The 17,531-nt window shown below is 72.2% G+C and carries 16 protein-coding genes; 14 read left to right on the forward strand and 2 right to left on the reverse strand.

Going from position 1 to position 17,531, the window contains the following annotated elements:
* Positions 1–119: 119 nt before the first annotated feature.
* Positions 120–1,049 (reverse strand): SUMF1/EgtB/PvdO family nonheme iron enzyme, encoded by a 930-nt coding sequence (locus VGV13_13010; GenBank protein ID HEV8642013.1) that lies wholly within the window; start codon positions 1,047–1,049, stop codon positions 120–122.
* A 93-nt stretch (positions 1,050–1,142) separates the two neighbouring features.
* On the opposite strand from VGV13_13010, the gene VGV13_13015 reads away from it, so the two are divergent.
* The 10 genes from VGV13_13015 (at position 1,143) to VGV13_13060 (ending at position 13,118) form a co-directional block, all read left to right on the forward strand.
* On the forward strand, positions 1,143–1,823 hold the full coding sequence (locus VGV13_13015) for a hypothetical protein (GenBank protein HEV8642014.1): 681 nt from the start codon (positions 1,143–1,145) through the stop codon (positions 1,821–1,823).
* 96 nt (positions 1,824–1,919) lie between these two features.
* Positions 1,920–3,980, forward strand: a complete 2,061-nt coding sequence (gene rhaD / locus VGV13_13020) for a bifunctional rhamnulose-1-phosphate aldolase/short-chain dehydrogenase (protein HEV8642015.1) — start codon at positions 1,920–1,922, stop codon at positions 3,978–3,980.
* Positions 3,977–4,897 carry an LLM class flavin-dependent oxidoreductase gene (locus VGV13_13025; protein HEV8642016.1) on the forward strand — a complete coding sequence of 307 codons (921 nt, stop codon included), beginning with the start codon at positions 3,977–3,979 and terminating at the stop codon, positions 4,895–4,897. The genes rhaD and VGV13_13025 overlap by 4 nt, the downstream gene beginning before the upstream one ends.
* A 4-nt stretch (positions 4,898–4,901) precedes the next feature.
* On the forward strand, positions 4,902–5,609 hold the full coding sequence (locus VGV13_13030; protein ID HEV8642017.1) for an FAD-binding oxidoreductase: 708 nt from the start codon (positions 4,902–4,904) through the stop codon (positions 5,607–5,609).
* 198 nt (positions 5,610–5,807) lie between these two features.
* Positions 5,808–7,460, forward strand: coding sequence for a thiamine pyrophosphate-binding protein (locus VGV13_13035; GenBank protein HEV8642018.1), 1,653 nt, complete (start codon positions 5,808–5,810; stop codon positions 7,458–7,460).
* Between the two features lie 3 nt (positions 7,461–7,463).
* The gene (locus VGV13_13040; GenBank protein HEV8642019.1) at positions 7,464–8,489 is read left to right on the forward strand and encodes a glycosyltransferase family 4 protein; all 1,026 of its coding nucleotides are present in this window, start codon (positions 7,464–7,466) and stop codon (positions 8,487–8,489) included.
* A gap of 67 nt (positions 8,490–8,556) precedes the next feature.
* A complete protein-coding gene (locus tag VGV13_13045; protein ID HEV8642020.1) occupies positions 8,557–9,732 on the forward strand; it encodes an ABC transporter substrate-binding protein in 1,176 nt (391 codons plus the stop codon).
* A gap of 13 nt (positions 9,733–9,745) precedes the next feature.
* A complete protein-coding gene (locus tag VGV13_13050) occupies positions 9,746–10,615 on the forward strand; it encodes a branched-chain amino acid ABC transporter permease (protein ID HEV8642021.1) in 870 nt (289 codons plus the stop codon).
* Positions 10,612–12,381 (forward strand): branched-chain amino acid ABC transporter ATP-binding protein/permease, encoded by a 1,770-nt coding sequence (locus tag VGV13_13055; GenBank protein HEV8642022.1) that lies wholly within the window; start codon positions 10,612–10,614, stop codon positions 12,379–12,381. Before VGV13_13050 ends, VGV13_13055 begins: the two co-directional genes overlap by 4 nt.
* Complete coding sequence (locus VGV13_13060; protein ID HEV8642023.1) at positions 12,378–13,118, forward strand: ABC transporter ATP-binding protein; 741 nt, start codon at positions 12,378–12,380, stop codon at positions 13,116–13,118. The genes VGV13_13055 and VGV13_13060 overlap by 4 nt, the downstream gene beginning before the upstream one ends.
* On the opposite strand, the gene VGV13_13065 is transcribed toward VGV13_13060, so the two are convergent.
* Positions 13,115–13,327, reverse strand: a complete 213-nt coding sequence (locus VGV13_13065) for a hypothetical protein (GenBank protein ID HEV8642024.1) — start codon at positions 13,325–13,327, stop codon at positions 13,115–13,117. The two genes, VGV13_13060 and VGV13_13065, sit on opposite strands and share 4 nt — an antisense overlap.
* A gap of 189 nt (positions 13,328–13,516) precedes the next feature.
* Here VGV13_13065 and VGV13_13070 point away from each other — a divergent pair, with 189 nt between their 5' ends.
* The 4 genes from VGV13_13070 to VGV13_13085 all read left to right on the forward strand — a co-directional run bounded on the left by VGV13_13070 (position 13,517) and on the right by VGV13_13085 (position 17,450).
* The gene (locus tag VGV13_13070; protein HEV8642025.1) at positions 13,517–13,906 is read left to right on the forward strand and encodes a zinc ribbon domain-containing protein; all 390 of its coding nucleotides are present in this window, start codon (positions 13,517–13,519) and stop codon (positions 13,904–13,906) included.
* Positions 13,907–14,029: 123 nt separating this feature from the next.
* A complete protein-coding gene (locus VGV13_13075; protein HEV8642026.1) occupies positions 14,030–15,016 on the forward strand; it encodes a GNAT family N-acetyltransferase in 987 nt (328 codons plus the stop codon).
* Positions 15,013–16,266 carry a glycosyltransferase gene (locus VGV13_13080; GenBank protein ID HEV8642027.1) on the forward strand — a complete coding sequence of 418 codons (1,254 nt, stop codon included), beginning with the start codon at positions 15,013–15,015 and terminating at the stop codon, positions 16,264–16,266. Before VGV13_13075 ends, VGV13_13080 begins: the two co-directional genes overlap by 4 nt.
* A gap of 203 nt (positions 16,267–16,469) precedes the next feature.
* On the forward strand, positions 16,470–17,450 hold the full coding sequence (locus tag VGV13_13085) for an ABC transporter ATP-binding protein (GenBank protein ID HEV8642028.1): 981 nt from the start codon (positions 16,470–16,472) through the stop codon (positions 17,448–17,450).
* Positions 17,451–17,531 lie beyond the last annotated feature (81 nt).

Raw genomic sequence — 17,531 nt, forward strand, 5'->3', positions numbered from 1 at the left:
GGCGCGCCCCCCGGGCGCGACGGCCCCCTCCGAGGCCTCCCCCAGCCCAGGTTGCGCCGGCGAAGCCGGCGCTCGAGAAAGCGCGCTCGACCTTTGGGTTAACACAGGATGTCTCATGCTCAGCGGCCTCCCAGATCTTCCGATGTGGCGCACCGGAACCCGACGTGGTGATGGCCGGCCGCGGCGCCTCGGCGATCGTACGAGCGCCGGAGGGTCACGGACAGCTCGCCGGCGGGATCGTCGTGGCTGGCGCCGCGTACGACGACGCTCACAGGGGCGCCGACCCTCACAGGCTCGCCTCGGGCGCGCTCCGCCTGCGGCTCCGCGTCCGCCCTGCGGCTTCGCACTCCCCTGCCCTCGCCCGTGAGGCCCTCGCGCCCGTCGTCATGCCGATAAGGGTACGGTCGGAGGATCGTCGACGTCCACTCGCGCAGATTGCCCAGCATGTCCTCGACGCCGTAGGGGCTCCGGCCCGCCGGCCGCGCGTCGGCGGGCTCGGTGGCGTTGTAGCGGCGGCCGTAGACCGCCCGCTCCGGTGAGGGAGGGGCGAAGCCCCACGGATACGGGCGCTTGTCGTCGCCACGCGCCGCCTTTTCCCACTCCGCCTCCGTCGGCAGCCGACGCCCCTTCCACCGGCAGTAGTCGCGCGCGCCGAACCACGTGACCTCCACGGCGGGGCGGCGCTCGAAGCCGGGGTCGGCCATCCATCGCACGGGCTGGCCATACATCGGATGGGGCGGCGGACCGACGTTGGCCTGATGGATCCGCGCGTCCTCGTCGTCGGCGTCGAAGCGCCGCTCGCCCTCGGGCGAAACCGCCCCCTGCGCATTCAGGAACTGGGCGAACTCCGCATTGGTGACCTTGTGGCGGTCGATCCAGAAGTCCCGCACGAACACCCGATGCAGCGGCGCCTGCTCGGGCGGACCGTCGTCGCGTCCCATCCAGAACGCGCCCGCCGGCACCAGCATGATCCCGTCGGCGTCGGCGGCGGATGGGAGCGCCGGTCCGAGAACGATGGCGAGCATGGTCAGCACGCACCTGAGCTTCACGCGCAGACCTTAGAAGGTCGTTCCGGGGGTGTCAATCCGGGTAAATAGCGCGACGGCTCCATCCGTCAGATCGGGTGACAGGAGGAAACGACCATGAGCACCCCCTGGAAGCTGGCGACGATCGGGATGGCCCTGGTCACCACCACGGCGCTGGTCACCGGTCTGACCACCGCGTACATCATGCAGCCGGCGGTCACCGCGGACCCCCAATCGATCTCCCAGACGACTGCGGCGCCAACGGCTCCGGCTGTTCGACGCGCCTCGGCGCCGCCGACCGCCTATCGGCCGTCGGCGGCTGTCGCCCATCGACCGGCTTCGGTTCCTGCGGTGGTGGCTGCTCCGGCGGCGCCGCCGGCGCCCCCGGTCGTGGCGTCGGCTCCAGCTCAGCCGGCGGTGTACCCGCCGACGGCGACGGCTTCGGTCCCCGCTGACTGCGCGACGGGTGCCGACCGGACGGTGCGGATCGCCAAGCCCGGCGTGCTCGGCGGGTTGCTCGGCGCCGGTCTCGGCGCTGCGGGCGGCGCCATCGCCGACGGCGGCAAGAGCGCGGGCAAGGGCGCGGCCATCGGCGCCATCGCGGGCGCGGTGCTGGGCACCGGCTACGGCGCCTACAAGACCAAGCAGGAGTGCGGCACGATCCTGGGCGGCACCTCTGCCGGCCCCCCGACCGTGTCCCAGAGCCCGTCGGTGACGCAAGCCGAGCGCGTCGAGACGTCGCAGGCGCCGTTCGCGCCCGTGGCCGCGGACCGCATCACGGTGTTCGACGCTCGCTGAGCCCAACCTCGGGCGGCGGGCGCGAGCACCCGCCCGCCGCCCTGCGGCCTTCCCCAGCGACGGCCGTCGCGGTACTCGTGATATCGTGAAGCCGCGATGCGCTCTCGCTGGAACGACGCCGAGGCCCGAGACCTCGCCCCGCTCGACCTGCTCGTCTACGCCTCCCGCCTGATCGGCGCCGAGACCTCGCTGGTCGTCTGGGGCGGCGGGAACACCTCGATCAAGACGGTCGAGCGTGATCATCGCGGCCACGACGTCGACGCGCTGCGGGTCAAGGGCAGCGGCTCGGACCTCAAATCGATCCAGCCCAAAGACTTCCCCGGCGTCCGCATGGACGACATCCGCGCGCTGCTGGGTCGCGAGGACATGGGCGACCAGGAGATGGTGGACTACCTGGCGCGCGGATTGATGGATATCGGCGGTCCCCGGCCGTCGATCGAGACCCTGCTCCACGGCTTCCTGCCCGCGTTCGCCGTCCTCCACACCCACGCCGACGCGATCGTGTCGCTCACCAACAACGACCGCTGCCGCGAGGTGCTGACCGGCGTCTACGGCAAGGACGTCATCGCGCTCGCGTATCGCCGGCCCGGCTTCCGCATCTCCAAGGAGGTGGCCGACGCGATCGCCGAGCACCCGGAGCCCAAGGCGGTCGTCCTGGAGCGCCACGGCACCATCACCTGGGGAGCGACGGTCCGGGAGGCCTACGAGGCCACGATCGAGCTGATCACGCGCGCCGAGGAGGCGATCGCCGAGCGGAAGCAGGGACGCACGCTCTTCGGGGGTCCGCGGGTGCCGGTGCTGGCGCCTCTGCGGCGGCGCGAGGTCGCGCTGGCGGTGGCGCCGCGCCTCCGCGGTCTGCTGAGCCGCCACCGCCGGGCGATCGTGACGTTCGACGACACGCCGACAGTCGCGGAGTTCGTCTCGTCCGTCGACGCGCCCGCGCTGTCGCAGGTGGGGCCGGCGACGCCCGACCACACCATCTACACCAAGCGACTGCCGTGCGCGGTGAGACTCGACGAGACCGGCGACGCCGGCGCCGTCACCGAGGCGATCGAGCGGAGCCTCGCCGAGTTCGAGCGGGACTACACGCGCTACTTCGAGGAGCACCGGTTCGAGGGCGCCCAGCTCACCGATCCGCTTCCGCGCATCGTGCTCGTGCCCGGTCTGGGGATGTTCACGGCCGGACGGGACCGCCGCACGGCCGGGATCGTGCGCGACATGTATCACCACACCATCGACGTCATCGGCCACGCCTCCGCCTTCGGCCGCTACGTGTCGCTCACGGCCCGGGACGCCTTCGACGTCGAGTACTGGCCGCTCGAGCTCTACAAGCTGACGCTGGCTCCGCCCGAGAAGGAGCTGGCGCGCCGCATCGCGCTGGTGACCGGCGGCGCCTCCGGCATCGGCCGCGCCGTCGCCCGCCGCCTGGCGGCGGAAGGGACGCACGTCGTCGTGGGCGACGTGGACGAGGCCGGCGCGCGGAAGACGGCCGAAGAGATCACGGCGGCCGCCGGAAGCGGGCGCGCCCGGGGCCTCATGATGGACGTGACCAGCGAGGCCTCGGTGCGCACGGCCTTCGAGGCGGCCGCGCTCGAATACGGCGGGCTCGACATCCTCGTCTCCAACGCGGGCATCGCCCACTCGGCGCCGGTGGCGGAGATGGCGTTGGCCGACTGGGAGCGGTCGTTCGCCGTGAACGCGACCGGACATTTCCTGGTGGCGCGGGAGGCGATGCGGATCCTGATCCGTCAGGGACTGGGCGGCGCGCTGGTTTTCGTGGCCACCAAGAACGTGATGGCGCCCGGCAAGGACTTCGCCGCCTACTCGGCGGCGAAGGCGGCCGAGGCTCAGCTGGCCAAGGTGCTCGCCCTGGAGGGCGCCCCCTACCGCATCCGCTCGAACATCGTGCACCCTGACGCCGTCTTCCAGGACTCGCGCCTCTGGTCGGACGAGGTGCGGCGCCAGCGGGCGGCCGCCCAGAGCATCGCCGTCGACCAGCTCGAGGACTTCTATCGCCAGCGCAACCTGCTGGGCGTGAGGATCCTGCCCGAGGACGTCGCCGAGGCGGTGCTGTTCCTCGCCTCCGACCGCTCGGCCAAGACGACCGGCTGCTCGATCACGGTGGACGGCGGGGTCCGCGAGGCCTTCCCCCGGTGACCTCGTTCGGCGCCTCCCTGTCGCTCCACCCTCCCCAGGAGCAGTTCGGGCTGGTGCGCCGCGTGGAGGCCCTCGGGTTCGACTCGGTGTGGTGCGGCGATCACGTATCCTTCAACCTGCCGCTCTACGAGTCGCTCACCCTGCTGGCGTCGTACGCCGGCATCACCACCCGCATCAGGCTCGGCACCGCGGTCTATCTGCTCGCGCTGCGCCCGCCGGCGGTCGCCGCCAAGGTCACCGCCACGCTCGACGTGCTCTCGGGCGGCCGGCTGATCTTCGGCGTCGGGGTGGGCGGCGAGAACCCCAAGGAATTCGAGGCCTGCGGCGTGCCGCACCGGGAGCGGGGCGCGCGCGTCTCCGAGGCGATCGACGTCGTGCGCGCTTTCTGGCGTGACACGCCGGCGACCTTCAAAGGGCGCTTCACCCAGTTCGAGAACGTCTCGATCGATCCCAAGCCCGTGCAGAAGCCCGGCCCGCCCATCTGGGTCGGCGGCCGCTCGGACGCGGCGCTGGCGCGCGCCGGCCGGCAGGGCGACGGCTGGGTCTCTTACGTCGTGACGCCCGAGCGCTACACGCAGAGCCTGGCCAAGATCCACGCCGCCGCCGCTGCGCACGGCCGCGCCCTCGACGGCTTCGTCACCGCGCACCTGGCCTTCATCACGGTGGGGCGCGACCACGAGCGCGCGCGGGCGGCGTGGGTGACCCGCCTCAGCCGGCGCTACGCCCAGGACTTCGCCCCGCTCGCCGACAAGTACGGCGTCATCGGCACGCCCGAGCAGTGCGCCGCCCAGATCGAGCGGTTCCGCGCCGCCGGCTGCACGTACTTCCTGCTCAACCCGATCTGCGAGCCCTCCGAGGAGCGCGAGCAGCTGGAGATGATCGCGGCGGAGATCCTGCCCCGCTTCCGCCCGCGCTGAGCCGATGGCCGCGAAGCCCCAAGAGTGCCGGGCCCGCGTCAGCGGCGTGCGCGCGCTGACGCCCGAGATCCTCGAAGCCGACCTCGACATCCAGGACCCGCCGGCGCTCGAGTTCGAGGCCGGACAGTGGGTGTCGATTCCGTTCGGGCCCAAGACCGTGCGCGCCTACTCGGTCGCCTCCACCCCCCAGTCGCCCAAGCGGATCACGCTGTGCGCCGACGTGGCGCCGGGCGGGATCGGCTCGGAGTGGTTCCGCGCCCTGAAGCCGGGGGACGAGGTGCGGTTCAAGGGCCCGCTGGGCGGCTTCGTCTTCACGCGCGCCGACCGCCGGCGTCCGCTCTTCGTCGCCGAGGAGATCGGCATCGTGCCGATCCGCTCGATCCTCACGGAGCTATACGGGACCGGGTTCGGCCGCCCGGCCACGCTCATCTACTGGGCGCGGAATCCGGGGTGGCTCGCCTACGACGCCGAGTTTCGGTCGCTCACCCGCCGGTTTCCGGCGTTCGCGTATCATCCGATCGTCGGGAACGCCGACCGGGGGTGGACGGGCGAGCAAGGTGACGCGACGCGGGCAGTCGACCGGCTGATGCCCGAGGTGAACGGGGTGGTCGCGTACGTCTCGGGCGGGGGCGAGATGATCAACCGGGTCCGCGACGTGCTGGTCGCCAAAGGGCTCGACCGTAAGGCGGTCAAGTGGGAGAAGTTCTGGTGATGCCCGGGGTTCCGCGCGGTGCGGCGGTCGGGGTGGCATGCCCCTGCTCGACCGCGCTCCCCATCGATGCGCGCGCGCTATCTGCGGGCGCGAGGCACGACGCCTCGCACGACACGGGTCTCGCAGGGGCACACCACCCCGACCGTCACCACACGCCCCATCTCGGCGGTCGCCCGACTTCTCCCCGGAGGCACCATCATGGCTGAGCTGACGGGTGGCGAGCTGGTGGCGCGGGTCCTCAAGCAGGCGGGCCTGGAGCACGTCTTCACGCTCTGCGGCGGTCACATCCTGCCCATCTACGACGGCTGCCTCAAGGAAGGCATCCGCCTCATCGACGTGCGCCACGAGCAGGCCGCCGCCCACGCCGCCGACGCCTACGCCCGCCTGACGCGGAACGTCGGCGTGGCGATCGTCACCGCCGGGCCCGGCGTGACGGATGCGGTCACCGGCGTGGCCAATGCCTACGCCGCCCGGAGCCCGCTGCTCCTCATCGGCGGCGCGGCGCCGCTGGGCCTGCGCGGCCGGGGCGCGCTCCAGGAGATGGAGCAGGTGGCGCTGCTCCGGCCGATCACGAAGGGCTCGTGGTCCGTGCCCGAGACGCGCCAGATCCCCGAGGTGCTGACGACCGCCGTCCGCACCGCGCTCAGCGGACGCCCCGGACCCGTGTTCGTCGAGATCCCGGTGGATCTCCTGCTCAACACAGTCGAGGATCGCCTGGCGCCCGTCCCCACCGGCTACGTGCACCGCACGCCGACCCAGGCGGATCCGGACGCCGTGGTGCGCCTGGCGCATCTGCTCGTGCGGGCCGAGCGCCCGGTCGTCATGGCCGGGGGAGGCGTGTACTGGGACGACGCGGCGAAGTCGCTGGCCGCCTTCGCGGAGTCCGCCGGCGCGCCGGTCTTCATGAACGGCGCCGGGCGTGGCTGCCTGCCATCGGATCATCCGCTGGCCCACGCCCAGGCCCGCGGCTGGGCGCTGGCAAACGCCGACTTCGTGCTCGTGCTGGGCGCGCCGCTCGACTTCCGCCTTGGCTACGGGCGGCCGCCGACGTTCGCCGAGGACGCGATGGTCTGCATGGTCGACTGTGACCCGGCGGAGCCGGGACGCAACCGGCCGCTCGAGGTGGGGCTGGTGGGGCACATCGGGCGTGTCCTCGAGCAACTTGCCGAGGTGCTGCCGCCGGCGCTGCCGGCGCGCTGGGAGGAGTGGCGCCGGCGCGTCGGGCAGAGGGAGCGGGAAGGGTACCAGCAGCTCGAGGCGCAGTGCGCCTCCGACCAGGTGCCGGTGTCGCACTACCGCTGGGCCGCCGAGATCGCGCGCGTGCTCACGCCCGACACCATCGTCGTGGGCGATGGCGGCGACGTCGTGAGCTGCGCGGCGAAGATCGTGGCGCTCTCCCGTCCGGGACAGTGGCTCGATCCCGGGCCGTTCGGCTGTCTCGGCGTGGGACCGTCCTTCGCCATCGCCGCCAAGCTGCTCCATCCCGGACAGCGCGTGCTGCTCGTCGCCGGCGACGGCGCGTTCGGGCTCAACGGCATGGAGATGGAGACGGCGGTCCGCTTCGGGCTGCCGCTGACGTGCATCATCGGCAACGATGGAGGCTGGGGGCAGATCCGCAACCCCCAGCTCTCGTTCTTCGGCCAGGAGCGCACGGTGGCGACATCGCTGCCGACGACGCGCTATGACCTCATGGTCGAGGCCCTGGGGGGCCGCGGCGCGTTGGTCACCGACCCGTACCAGATCGGGCCCGCGCTGGAGCGGGCGCTCGCCTCCGACGAGGTCTGGTGCATCAACGTCCCGCTCGATCCCGCGGCTTACCGCAAGACGGGCCAGGTCTCCATGGCGATCTGATCGGTGAGGATCACCTTCCTCTGCCCGCATGTCAGAATTGCGGGAGGCGTACGGGCGATCCTGACGTACGCGGACCGGCTGGCGGGGCGGGGCCACGCCCTCGAGGTCATCGTTCCCGCCCGGGCGCGGCTCGGCACCTGGCGCCGCACGCTCCTACGCGAGCGGCCCCACTGGATTCCCGGGTTCCGCCCGCGAGTGAGCTGGGTGGCGCGCTGGACCGCCGATCGCCTGCCCGACGCCGACGCGCTCGTCGCCACCGCCTGGCAGTCGGCGCCGGTGGTGGCGGCGGCGCCGCCGCGCTGCGGCGCCAAGTTCTACCTGGTCCAGCACTACGAGAGCCTGTACCACGGCGAGCCCGCGGAGGTGGACGCCACCTATCGCCTGCCGCTCGCCAAGATCGTCATCTCCACCTGGCTCCGCGACGTCATGCGCGAGCGGTTCGGCAGTGGTGCCGAGGTGCTGGTGACGCCGGTCGATCGATCACTATTCCGCCGGGTCTCCGTCGACATCGACAGCCCGCGACCGCGCGTGCTGATGCTCCACCACGACTACGCATGGAAGGGCGGCGCCGAGGGGCTGGAGGCGGTGGCCCGCGTGAAGCGCCGGGTGTCGTCGCTCCGCCTGGTCGGGTTCGGCGTCAAGCCGCCGCCAGCACGCGTCGGCTACGACGAGTTTCATGTCGACCCGCCCCAGGAGCGGCTGGCCGCGATCTACTCGAGCTGCGACATCTACCTTTGCCCCTCCTGGGACGAGGGCCTGGGGATGCCTCCCATGGAGGCCATGGCCTGCGGCGCCGCGCTGGTGACCTACGACAACGGCGGCTGCCGGGACTACGCCCGCGACGGCGAGACCGCGCTGGTGGCGCGGCGGCGGGACGTCGGGGACCTCGCGGTGAAGCTCGAGCGCCTCGCCACCGACGCCTCCCTGCGGGAGAAGATCGCGGCGGCGGGTCAGCGGCTGGTGACGACCGCGTTCGACTGGGACGCCGCCGTCCAGCGCATGGAGGCGCTGTTCGCGTCGGCGCGCTGACCAGTGAACGCAACCCTCCGGGGTTCTGTGGTATGGTCGGGCACCATCGACGGAGGGGGAAAGGTTCATGCGACTCGGGCAGAGGCTCCTCTGGATTCTCGCAGGCTGCATCGCCGCCACGCTCGCGGCATCGCACCTGGCCGCCCAGTCGACACCGGTGAAGATCGGACTGGCGGCGGCGATGTCGGGCGGCTCGGCGGCCTCGGGCGAAGCGATCCGCCGCGGGCTGCTCATCGCCATCGCCGAGGTCAACGCCAAGGGCGGCGTCCTCGGCGGGCGGAAGCTCGAGCTGGTGGTGCGCGACGACGAGGGCAACCCTACCAGGGGGGTCACCATCGCGCGTGAGCTGGTCGAGCGCGAGCGGGTGGCCGCGGTCTTCGGCGGGCTGCACTCCACGGTGGCGCTGGCCCAGGTCCCCGTCTGGCACGAGCTCAAGACGCCCTACATGGGCGCGTGGGCGGCGGCGACGAACATCACGCGCAACGGCCAGGCTCCCAACTACGTCTTCCGCGTGTCGGGCAACGACGACTACGTCGACAAGTTCCTCGTCCGCTACGCCACCGAGCGCCTCCGGAAGGCCAAGCCGGCGCTCCTTCTGGAGAACACGCCCTGGGGTCAGTCCAACGAGGCCGGGCTCACCAAGTGGTTCGCCGACAAGGGCCTCAAGACCGTGGGCGTGGAGAAGTTCAACTGGAACGATCCGGACATGAGCCCGCAGCTGCTGCGCCTGCGCCAGCAGGGCGCCGACCTCGTCGTGCTCGTCGCCAACGCCCCCGAGGGCGCCCAGGTGGTGAAGTCGAAAGCGAAGACGGGCTGGGAGGTGCCGGTCCTCTCGCACTGGGGCATCTCGGGCGGGCGCTTCCCGGAGCTGGCCGGCGAGCTCTCGGACGGCGTCGTCTTCTTCCAGACCTACTCCTTCTTCGGGTCCCAGAACGAGCGTGGCCAGTACGTGCTGCGGATGCTGCGCGAGAAGTTCAACGTCAAAGGCCCCGAAGAGGTGACGGCGCCGGTGGGCACCGCCAACGCCTACGACGGGATGCATCTGGTGGCGACGGCGATCGAGCAGGCGAAGGCGACGGACGGGCCCAAGGTGCGCGACGCGCTGGAGAATCTGCAGGGCGAGTACCGCGGCCTGATCAAGACCTACCGCCGGCCGTTCACGCCGGAGCAGCACGACGCCCTCACCGACCACGACTACATCATGGTCGTCTGGAAAGGCGGCAAGATCGTGCCCGTGAAGTAGCGTCCGGGCGATCGTGGGGATTCAGCTCCTCGTCACCGGTCTGGCCGTCGGGAGCATGTACGGTCTGGTGGCGCTCGGGTATCACATCACCTGGGTCACCAGCCGGACGATGAACTTCTCGCAGGGCCAGGCGGTGATGGTGGGCGCGGTCGTCGCCTACGGGCTGCGCGTCGCCCTGGGCTGGCCGTTCCTCCTGACCCTCTTCGGCACCCTCGTCGTCTCCGCGCTCTTCGGCGTCGTCATCGAGCGGCTGGCGGTGCGGCCGTTCTTCCGCTCCGCGTCGCCCGCGTGGCTCCTGGCCACCATCGCCTGCGGGACCATCGCCGAGAACGTGGCGATGCTCACCTTCGGCAAGGACGCGCGCGCCTTTCCCTCGGCGCTGGCCACCCGGCCGGTGCTCGTCGCCGGCGCCGGCGTCTATCCCCAGGAGCTGCTGGTGCCGGTGGTGGGGCTCGCGCTCATGGGCGGCGTGCAGTTCTTCTACCACCGGACCTTCTACGGCAAGCAGCTCAAGGCCGTCGCCTACAACCCCGAGGCGGCGGGGCTCATGGGCATCCACATCCCGCGCGCCGTCATGACCGCCTATGCGCTCTCGGCGCTCCTGGCGGGGGTGGCGGGCCTGCTGCTGGCGCCGCTCCTCAACGTGGCGCCCACCATGGGCACGATCATCGGGCTCAAGGCGTTCGCCGTCGCCATCATCGGCGGTCTCGACTCTGCGGGGGGAATTCTGGTAGCCGGCTTTCTCTACGGGCTGATCGAATCCTTCGTCGCCGGCTACGTATCGACCGGCGCCCGCGAGATCGTCGGCTTTGCCGTGGTCATCGCCATGCTGGTCGTGCGTCCGTGGGGCCTCGGCGGCGCGCGGCCGACCCGCCGCGTGTGACCGCGCGCCTGCTCTGGGCCGTCGCCGCCGCCGTCGCGGCCAGCGTGCCACTGCTGACGGCCAACACCTACTACCTGTACCTCGGGATGACCGTCGGCATCATGGTCGTCATCACCAGCGGCTTCAACGTGCTGGCCGGACTATCCGGGCAGGTGTCGCTGGGCCACGCCGGGCTCTATGCCATCGGCGCCTACGCCGCCGCGATCCTCGCCACGCGCTGGCACCTCGCGCTGGCAGCCGCGCTGCCGCTCAGTGTCGCGCTCACGGCGGCGATCGGCGCGGTGCTGGCGCTGGCGGCGCTCCGCGTGTCCGGCCCCTACCTGGCCATGGTCACCATCGCGTTCGGCATCATCGTCGAGCACGCGCTGATCGAGTGGGTGGGGCTCACCGGCGGCCCCGGGGGCATCTTCAACATCCCCAAGCCCACGCTGGCCGGCGTCCCCCTGCCGCTCGGCCGCTACTACTTCGTGGTGGCGGCGGCCGCGGGGCTGGCGCTCTGGATGACGCATAACTTGATGTCTTCGGCGTGGGGGCGGGCCCTCATCGCGGTGAAGGGGAGCGATATCGCCGCCGAGTCGCTGGGGCTCGGGACCTACGGGCTCCGCACCGCGGCCTTCACCATCTCGGCGGCCTTCGCCGGCGCCGGCGGCTGTCTCTTCTCGTTCCTCAACGGCTACGTCAGCCCCGACAGCTTCACGCTGCAAACGTCGATCCTGTTCCTGCTGATCGTGCTCTTCGGCGGTCTGGGCATCCTCGCCGGTCCGCTGGTGGGGGCGCTCGTTCTGGTGCTGCTGCCGGAGCTGCTGCGCGAGTTTCTCGACTATCGCCTGATCTTCTACGGCGGCCTGTTGCTGGGCTCGATCTACTTTCTGCCCCGCGGCGCCGTGGGCGCCGTTCAGGACCTGTGGCGACGCCAGCCCCGCGCCGTCCCCGCGCCGCCGGCCGGGTCCGCGAGCGCTTGGGCGCCCGCCGATGCGGCGGCGGGCTTCGCGGCTCGCCCGGCCCCGGCGCCGGGCCGGCCGCTGCTCGTCGTGGAGGACCTCTCGGTGGCCTTCGGCGGCATCCAGGCGGTGGCGGACGTCGATCTGACGGTGGCGGCGGGAACCATCCACTCGCTGATCGGGCCCAACGGGGCCGGCAAGACGACGCTCGTGAACCTCGTCACCGGCTTCTACCGACCCGACCGCGGGCACATCACCTTCGACGGCGTACCGATCACCGGCCTGACGCCCGCGGCCATCGCGCGGCGCGGGCTCGCGCGCACGTTTCAGACGCCCCAGCTCTTCGAGGAGCTGACGGTCCTCGAGAACGTCATGGTCGGCGTGGCCGGCCACCGCCTCGGATCGTTCGCCGCGGCCCTGACCGGCACCGGCCACGCCGAGGCCGCCCTGCGTCAGCAGGCCACGGCGCTTCTGCAGACGGCGGGCCTCGGGGACTGGGCCGATGTTCCCGCCGGCGCGCTGCCGTTCGGGCTCAGGCGCCGGCTCGAGATCGGTCGCGCCCTGGGCGCCGGCGCGACCATGCTCCTGCTCGACGAGCCGGCCGCCGGCTTGGTCCCCACCGAGATCGCCGAGCTGGACGCGCTGCTGGGCCGGCTGCGCGAGGCCGGGCTGACGATCCTGCTCATCGAGCATCACATCGAGCTGGTGATGGCCGTCTCCGATCGCGTGACCGTGCTCGACGAGGGGCGGGTGATCGCCGAGGGCCGGCCGGAGGCTGTCCAGCGCGACCCCGCCGTCGTCGAAGCCTATCTGGGCAGCGCATGAGCCTGAGCCTGCTCGACGTCGGCGATCTCTGGGTTCGTCACGGACAGATCGAGGTCCTGCGCGGCGTCTCGCTCGCGGTCGGTGGTGAGGAGATCGTGGCGGTCATCGGGCCGAACGGCGCGGGCAAGACGACTCTTCTCCGGACCCTCGCCGGCGTCCTCCGCCCAGCCCGGGGGCGGATCACCTTCGCGGGTCGGGAGATGACCGGGCGGCCGTCCTGGGAAGTCGTGCGTGCGGGGGTGGCGCTGGTGCCGGAAGGGCGGGGCATCTTCGCCGATCAAACGGTCCGCGACAACCTGATGCTGGGGGCCCTGAGCCGGCGCAGCTTCGACGCGCTGGACGGTGTCCTCGAGCGGTTCCCGGCGCTCCGTTTCCGGCTGGACACCGTCGCCGGCGCGCTGTCGGGTGGCCAGCAGCAGATGCTCGCGCTGGCGCGCGGCCTCATGGCGCGACCGCGGCTGCTCCTACTCGACGAGCCTTCGCTCGGCCTGGCCCCGAAGCTCGTCCGCGAGACGTTCGACGCGGTCCGCCGCATCCGTGAGCAGGGCGTCGCGGTGCTGCTCGTGGAGCAGATGGGCCTGCAGGCGCTGGAGATCGCGGATCGGGGCTACGTGCTGGAGCGGGGGCGAATCGTGGCCGACGGACGTGCGCGCGATCTCGCGTCGGATCGGCGCGTGATTGCCGCATATCTCGGCGCGCCCCGGTCGCGCCCCGGCGACGGCGGGGGCTCCCCCTAGCCGCCGTCCCCGGGCTGCGCCCCTTCGGACCTACGCACGTCGAGTCGTGAGGTGAGCGAGTTCAGCTCGTTCTCGACCTCGCGCAGTCGCTCGGCGAGCCGGTCCCGCTCGTCGCGAAGCGTCCGAGCCAGCGTGACGACGGCCTCGATCAGGAGTCGTTCATGCTCGTCCTGGGCGGGTATCCCGGCGCCGGGAGCAGGGTTACTCATCGGCTTGCCTCCCCTTAGAGGTCTCACACTCGCCGGGTGGAGCAAGAAGGGTGCCCGTTGAGTAAAGTCCTTGCGTGACGCGGGGTTTTCGCCCGAGCGACGGACGACCGTGTGCGTCCAGGTGACAGGGCGAAGTCAGCAGTGTCGCCGTCGAGACACCCGGGGACGCCGGTGCTAGAATTTCACGGCATGCCGATCTACGAGTACGAGTGTCGTGACTGTCGGCGGGTGGTGAGCCTGCTCGTGCTCCGGCCCGGGAGCGGCCAGGCGCCGGCCTGCCCCCGCTGCGGGGGCTCCGCCCTGACCCGCGTGATGTCCCGGTTCGCCACGGTGAAGTCCGAGGAGGCGCGGCTCGAGGCCCTGGGCGATTCCGGGGCCCTTGGCGACATCGATGAGAACGACCCCGCCAGCGTCGCCCGCTTCATGAAGAAGATGGGCCGGGAGATGGGGGAGGATCTGGGCGACGATTTCGAGGACACCGTCGACGAGGCCCTGGCCGAGTCGGCGGAGGGCGACGCCCCCGGCCAGGACGCGGGCAGGCCTTCGGACTCGGATCTGTCCAGCACCGCGGGCCTGTGAGGGGGGTGCCAAGCCGCAGGGCGGTCGCGCGGCCGCAGGCCCGCGCGCCCAAGGCGAGCCGGTGAGGGGGGTGCGAGCCGCAGCACGTCGCGGGGCTGGGGCCCCGCCGTGCGAGGCGAGCCGGTGAAAGTCGTCGTCCACGACCGCCTCGACGCGGTGGGCGCCCCCGCCTGGGCCGGGCTCCACGCGCGGACCCGCCTGGGCTCGCCGTTCCTCACCTGGACCTGGCAGACCGAGTGGGCGCGCGCCTTTGCCCAGGGCAGCCGCCTCGAGATCTGGCGCGTCGAGGACAACCAGCAGCTGGTGGCGGTGCTGCCGCTCTACGAGGCGGAGCCGGGCGTCTTCCGTTTGCTGGGGGGCGTCGACGTCTCCGACTACCTCGATCTCCTGGCGCTGGCCGGGCGCGAAGAGGAGGCCTGGACCGCCCTGCTCGGCGCGCGGGCGGCGGCGACCGCGGTGTGGGACCTCCACGCCGTGCCCGCCGCGTCGCCCACGGTCACCTCCGCGCCGGCACTCGCCCCCGCCTTCGGCCTCGGCGCCTCGGCGACGGTCGAGGAGCGTTGCCCCGTGCTGGCGTTGCCGTCCTCCTGGGAGGCCTATCTCGAAACGCTGTCCGGCAAGCAGCGCCACGAGCTGATGCGCAAGATGCGGCGGCTCGCGCGCGAGGTTCCCGACGCGCGCCCCTCGTGCGCCGCCACGCGCTCCGACATCGAGACGCGGGTCGGTGATTTCCTCGATCTGCACCGGCGGTCGCGCGCCGGCAAGGCGCGCTTCATGGATCCGCGCATGGAGGGGTTCTTTCGCCGCGTGGCAGGGGCGCTGGCCGAGCTCGGCGTGATGCGCCTGTGGTTCCTCGACGCCTCCAGCGGGCCGCTGGCCACGTTTCTCACCCTCGAGTGGGACGCCACCGTGGGCCTCTACAACTCCGGCTTCCATCCCGATCGGGCGTCGCTGGCGCCCGGCCTCGTGCTGCTGGGCCACCTCATCCGCGACGCCATCGCGCGGGGCAAGCGCCGCTTCGATTTCCTTCGCGGCGAGGAGCAGTACAAGTACGACTTCGGGCCGACCGCCGAGGCGGTCTTCCGGGTGACGATCGGACCGGCGCGATGATCCGGGTGGCGATGCTCAGCGTGCACACGTGCCCCCTGGCCGCGCTCGGCGGCAAGGAGACGGGCGGGATGAACGTGTACGTCCGCGAGCTCAGCCGCGAGCTGGGCCGGATGGGCGTGGAGGTGGACATCTTCACGCGATCCCAGAACGCGGCGATCCCGCGGGTCGTGGAGCTGACCGAGACGGCGCGGGTGATCCACCTGCCGGCAGGGCCGGAAGCCCCGCTGGCCCGCGCGCGCGTGCACGAGCACCTCCAGGAGTTCCTGGCCGGCGTGGAGGCGTGGCGGATCGCCCGCGCCGCGGACTACGAGCTGGTCCACGCCCACTACTGGCTCTCGGGCGCCGTGGCCCTGGCGCTCCGCCAGCGCTGGGGCGTGCCCGTGATCCAGATGTTCCACACCCTCGGCCGGCTCAAGAACGACGTGGCCCGCACGCCGCGCGACCGCGAGCCCGCCCTGCGCATCGCGGAGGAAGCCCGCATCGCGGCGTCGGCGGATCGCATCGTCGTCGCCGCGGACGTGGAGCGGGCCTATCTCGCCGAGCACTACGGTGCGGACCCCGGCCGCGTCGCCGTCATCCCCTGCGGCGTCGACACCGATCTCTTCAGGCCGGGCTCCCGCGCCGAGGCCCGCGCCGCCCTCGGGCTCGACGGGGGCCCCGTGGTGCTCTACGTGGGCCGCCTCGCCCCGATCAAGGGGCTCGACACGTTGCTCGACGCCGTCGGCCGCCTGCGGGACCGCGGGCGCCGCCCGCGGCTCCTCATCGTCGGCGGGGACGCCGACGAGCCGCTCGACGGTCACGAGGCCGAGCTGCGCCGGCGCGTGGAGCGGCTCGGCCTGCGCGACGCCGTGAGCTTCGTCGGCGCCCAGCCCCAGCCGACGTTGCGGTCCTATTACGTCGCCGCCGACGCGACCGTCCTGCCCTCGTACTACGAATCGTTCGGGATGGTGGCCCTGGAGGCGATGGCCTGCGCGAGCCCCGTCATCGCCTCGCGCGTGGGCGGCCTGGCCACCACGGTCCGGGACGGCGTCACCGGGTTCCTGGTGCCGGACGGCGACGCCGCGGCGCTGGCCGCCCGCCTCGACGCGGTGCTCGGCGACCCGGACCTCGGCTGGCGCGTGGGACGCGAGGGCGTCCGCTGGGCGGCACGTCATCGCTGGCCGTGCGTGGCCGAGGCGATTTGCCGGCAGTACGCGCGCCTGGAGCCGCGGGCCCGCGTGCATCTGGCCGCCGCCCGCTGCACCGGCTGACGGGCGGATGCCGCCGTACGCCGGAAGCGGGCCCGCGAACGGCCGGTGGGGCGGGGTGGGGTCCGGCGATCCGTTCGCGCCGCCGGTGTCTTCGCGCAGCGGGTGGTTTGGAGCACCGCCGTCCGCCGGTTCGCGCCAGAGCGCGTGATCGCCGGACCCCACCCCGCCCCACCGCCAGCCCGTGTGCTACACTCCCGCGCACCGTGGGGCTCCTGCTCGACGTCCGATCGCTGACGACGCAGTTCCTCACCGGCGCCGGCACCGTGCGTGCCGTCGACGGCGTCTCCTGGGACGTCAACGAGGGCGAAACGGTCGCGCTGGTCGGCGAATCGGGGTGCGGCAAGAGCGTTTCGGCCCTCAGCATCATGCGGCTGGTGGCGGCCCCGGCCGGACGCATCGTCGGCGGGCAGGTGCTGTTCAAGGGCCGCGATCTCTTGACGCTGAACGAGGAGGAGATGCGGCGGGTGCGCGGCCGGGAGATCGCCATGATCTTCCAGGAGCCGATGACGTCGCTGAACCCCGTCCTGACCATCGAGCGCCAGCTCACCGAGGGGCTCGAGATCCATCTGGGCATGGCTGCCGCCGAGGCCCGGCGGCGGGCGGTGGAGCTGCTGGCGATGGTCGGCATCCCCGACGCCCAGCGGCGGCTCTCGCAGTATCCCCATCAGTTCAGCGGCGGCATGCGCCAGCGCATGATGATCGCCATGGCTCTGGCCTGCAGCCCCTCCCTGGTGCTGGCCGACGAGCCGACGACCGCGCTCGACGTGACGATCCAGGCGCAGATCCTCGAGCTCTTGCGCGCGCTCCGCCAGGACTTCGGCATGAGCATCATCCTCATCACGCACGACCTCGGCGTCGTCGCGGAGTTCGTCGACGAGGTCGTCGTGATGTACGCAGGGCAAGCCGTCGAGTCGGCTCCCGTCGCCGACATCTTCGCGTCGCCGGCCCACCCGTACACGCGTGGGCTCCTCCGCTCGATCCCGTCGCGCCGCGAGGCCGGCGCGAAGCGGCTGCCGACGATCGCCGGGATGGTCCCCGATCTCGCCCAACTCCCGATTGGCTGCCGCTTCCAGGACCGCTGCTCCGAGGTGTTCGAGCGCTGCCGCGAGGAAGTCCCCCCGCTGGTCGACGTCGCCCGCGAAAGGTGGTCGCGCTGCTTCTTGTCGCAGAAGGCGGCCGCATGAGCCTCCTCGAGGTCCGCGAGCTGAAGAAGCACTTCCCGCTCGGCGGCGGGTTCTTCTCCGGACGCGAAGGTTGGGTCCGCG

It is taken from the genome of Candidatus Methylomirabilota bacterium (genome assembly GCA_036001065.1).
In the GTDB taxonomy this organism is placed as follows: Bacteria; Methylomirabilota; Methylomirabilia; order Rokubacteriales; family CSP1-6; genus MNEF01.

What these genes read in the sequence shown, in the direction of transcription:
- VGV13_13015 (HEV8642014.1), top strand. Translation starts at nt 1,143, where the DNA reads ATGAGCACCCCCTGGAAGCTGGCGACGATCGGGATGGCCCTGGTCACC.
- rhaD (HEV8642015.1), top strand. Translation starts at nt 1,920, where the DNA reads ATGCGCTCTCGCTGGAACGACGCCGAGGCCCGAGACCTCGCCCCGCTC.
- VGV13_13030 (HEV8642017.1), top strand. Translation starts at nt 4,902, where the DNA reads ATGGCCGCGAAGCCCCAAGAGTGCCGGGCCCGCGTCAGCGGCGTGCGC.
- VGV13_13035 (HEV8642018.1), top strand. Translation starts at nt 5,808, where the DNA reads ATGGCTGAGCTGACGGGTGGCGAGCTGGTGGCGCGGGTCCTCAAGCAG.
- VGV13_13045 (HEV8642020.1), top strand. Translation starts at nt 8,557, where the DNA reads ATGCGACTCGGGCAGAGGCTCCTCTGGATTCTCGCAGGCTGCATCGCC.
- VGV13_13060 (HEV8642023.1), top strand. Translation starts at nt 12,378, where the DNA reads ATGAGCCTGAGCCTGCTCGACGTCGGCGATCTCTGGGTTCGTCACGGA.
- VGV13_13065 (HEV8642024.1), bottom strand. Translation starts at nt 13,327, where the DNA reads ATGAGTAACCCTGCTCCCGGCGCCGGGATACCCGCCCAGGACGAGCAT.
- VGV13_13070 (HEV8642025.1), top strand. Translation starts at nt 13,517, where the DNA reads ATGCCGATCTACGAGTACGAGTGTCGTGACTGTCGGCGGGTGGTGAGC.
- VGV13_13080 (HEV8642027.1), top strand. Translation starts at nt 15,013, where the DNA reads ATGATCCGGGTGGCGATGCTCAGCGTGCACACGTGCCCCCTGGCCGCG.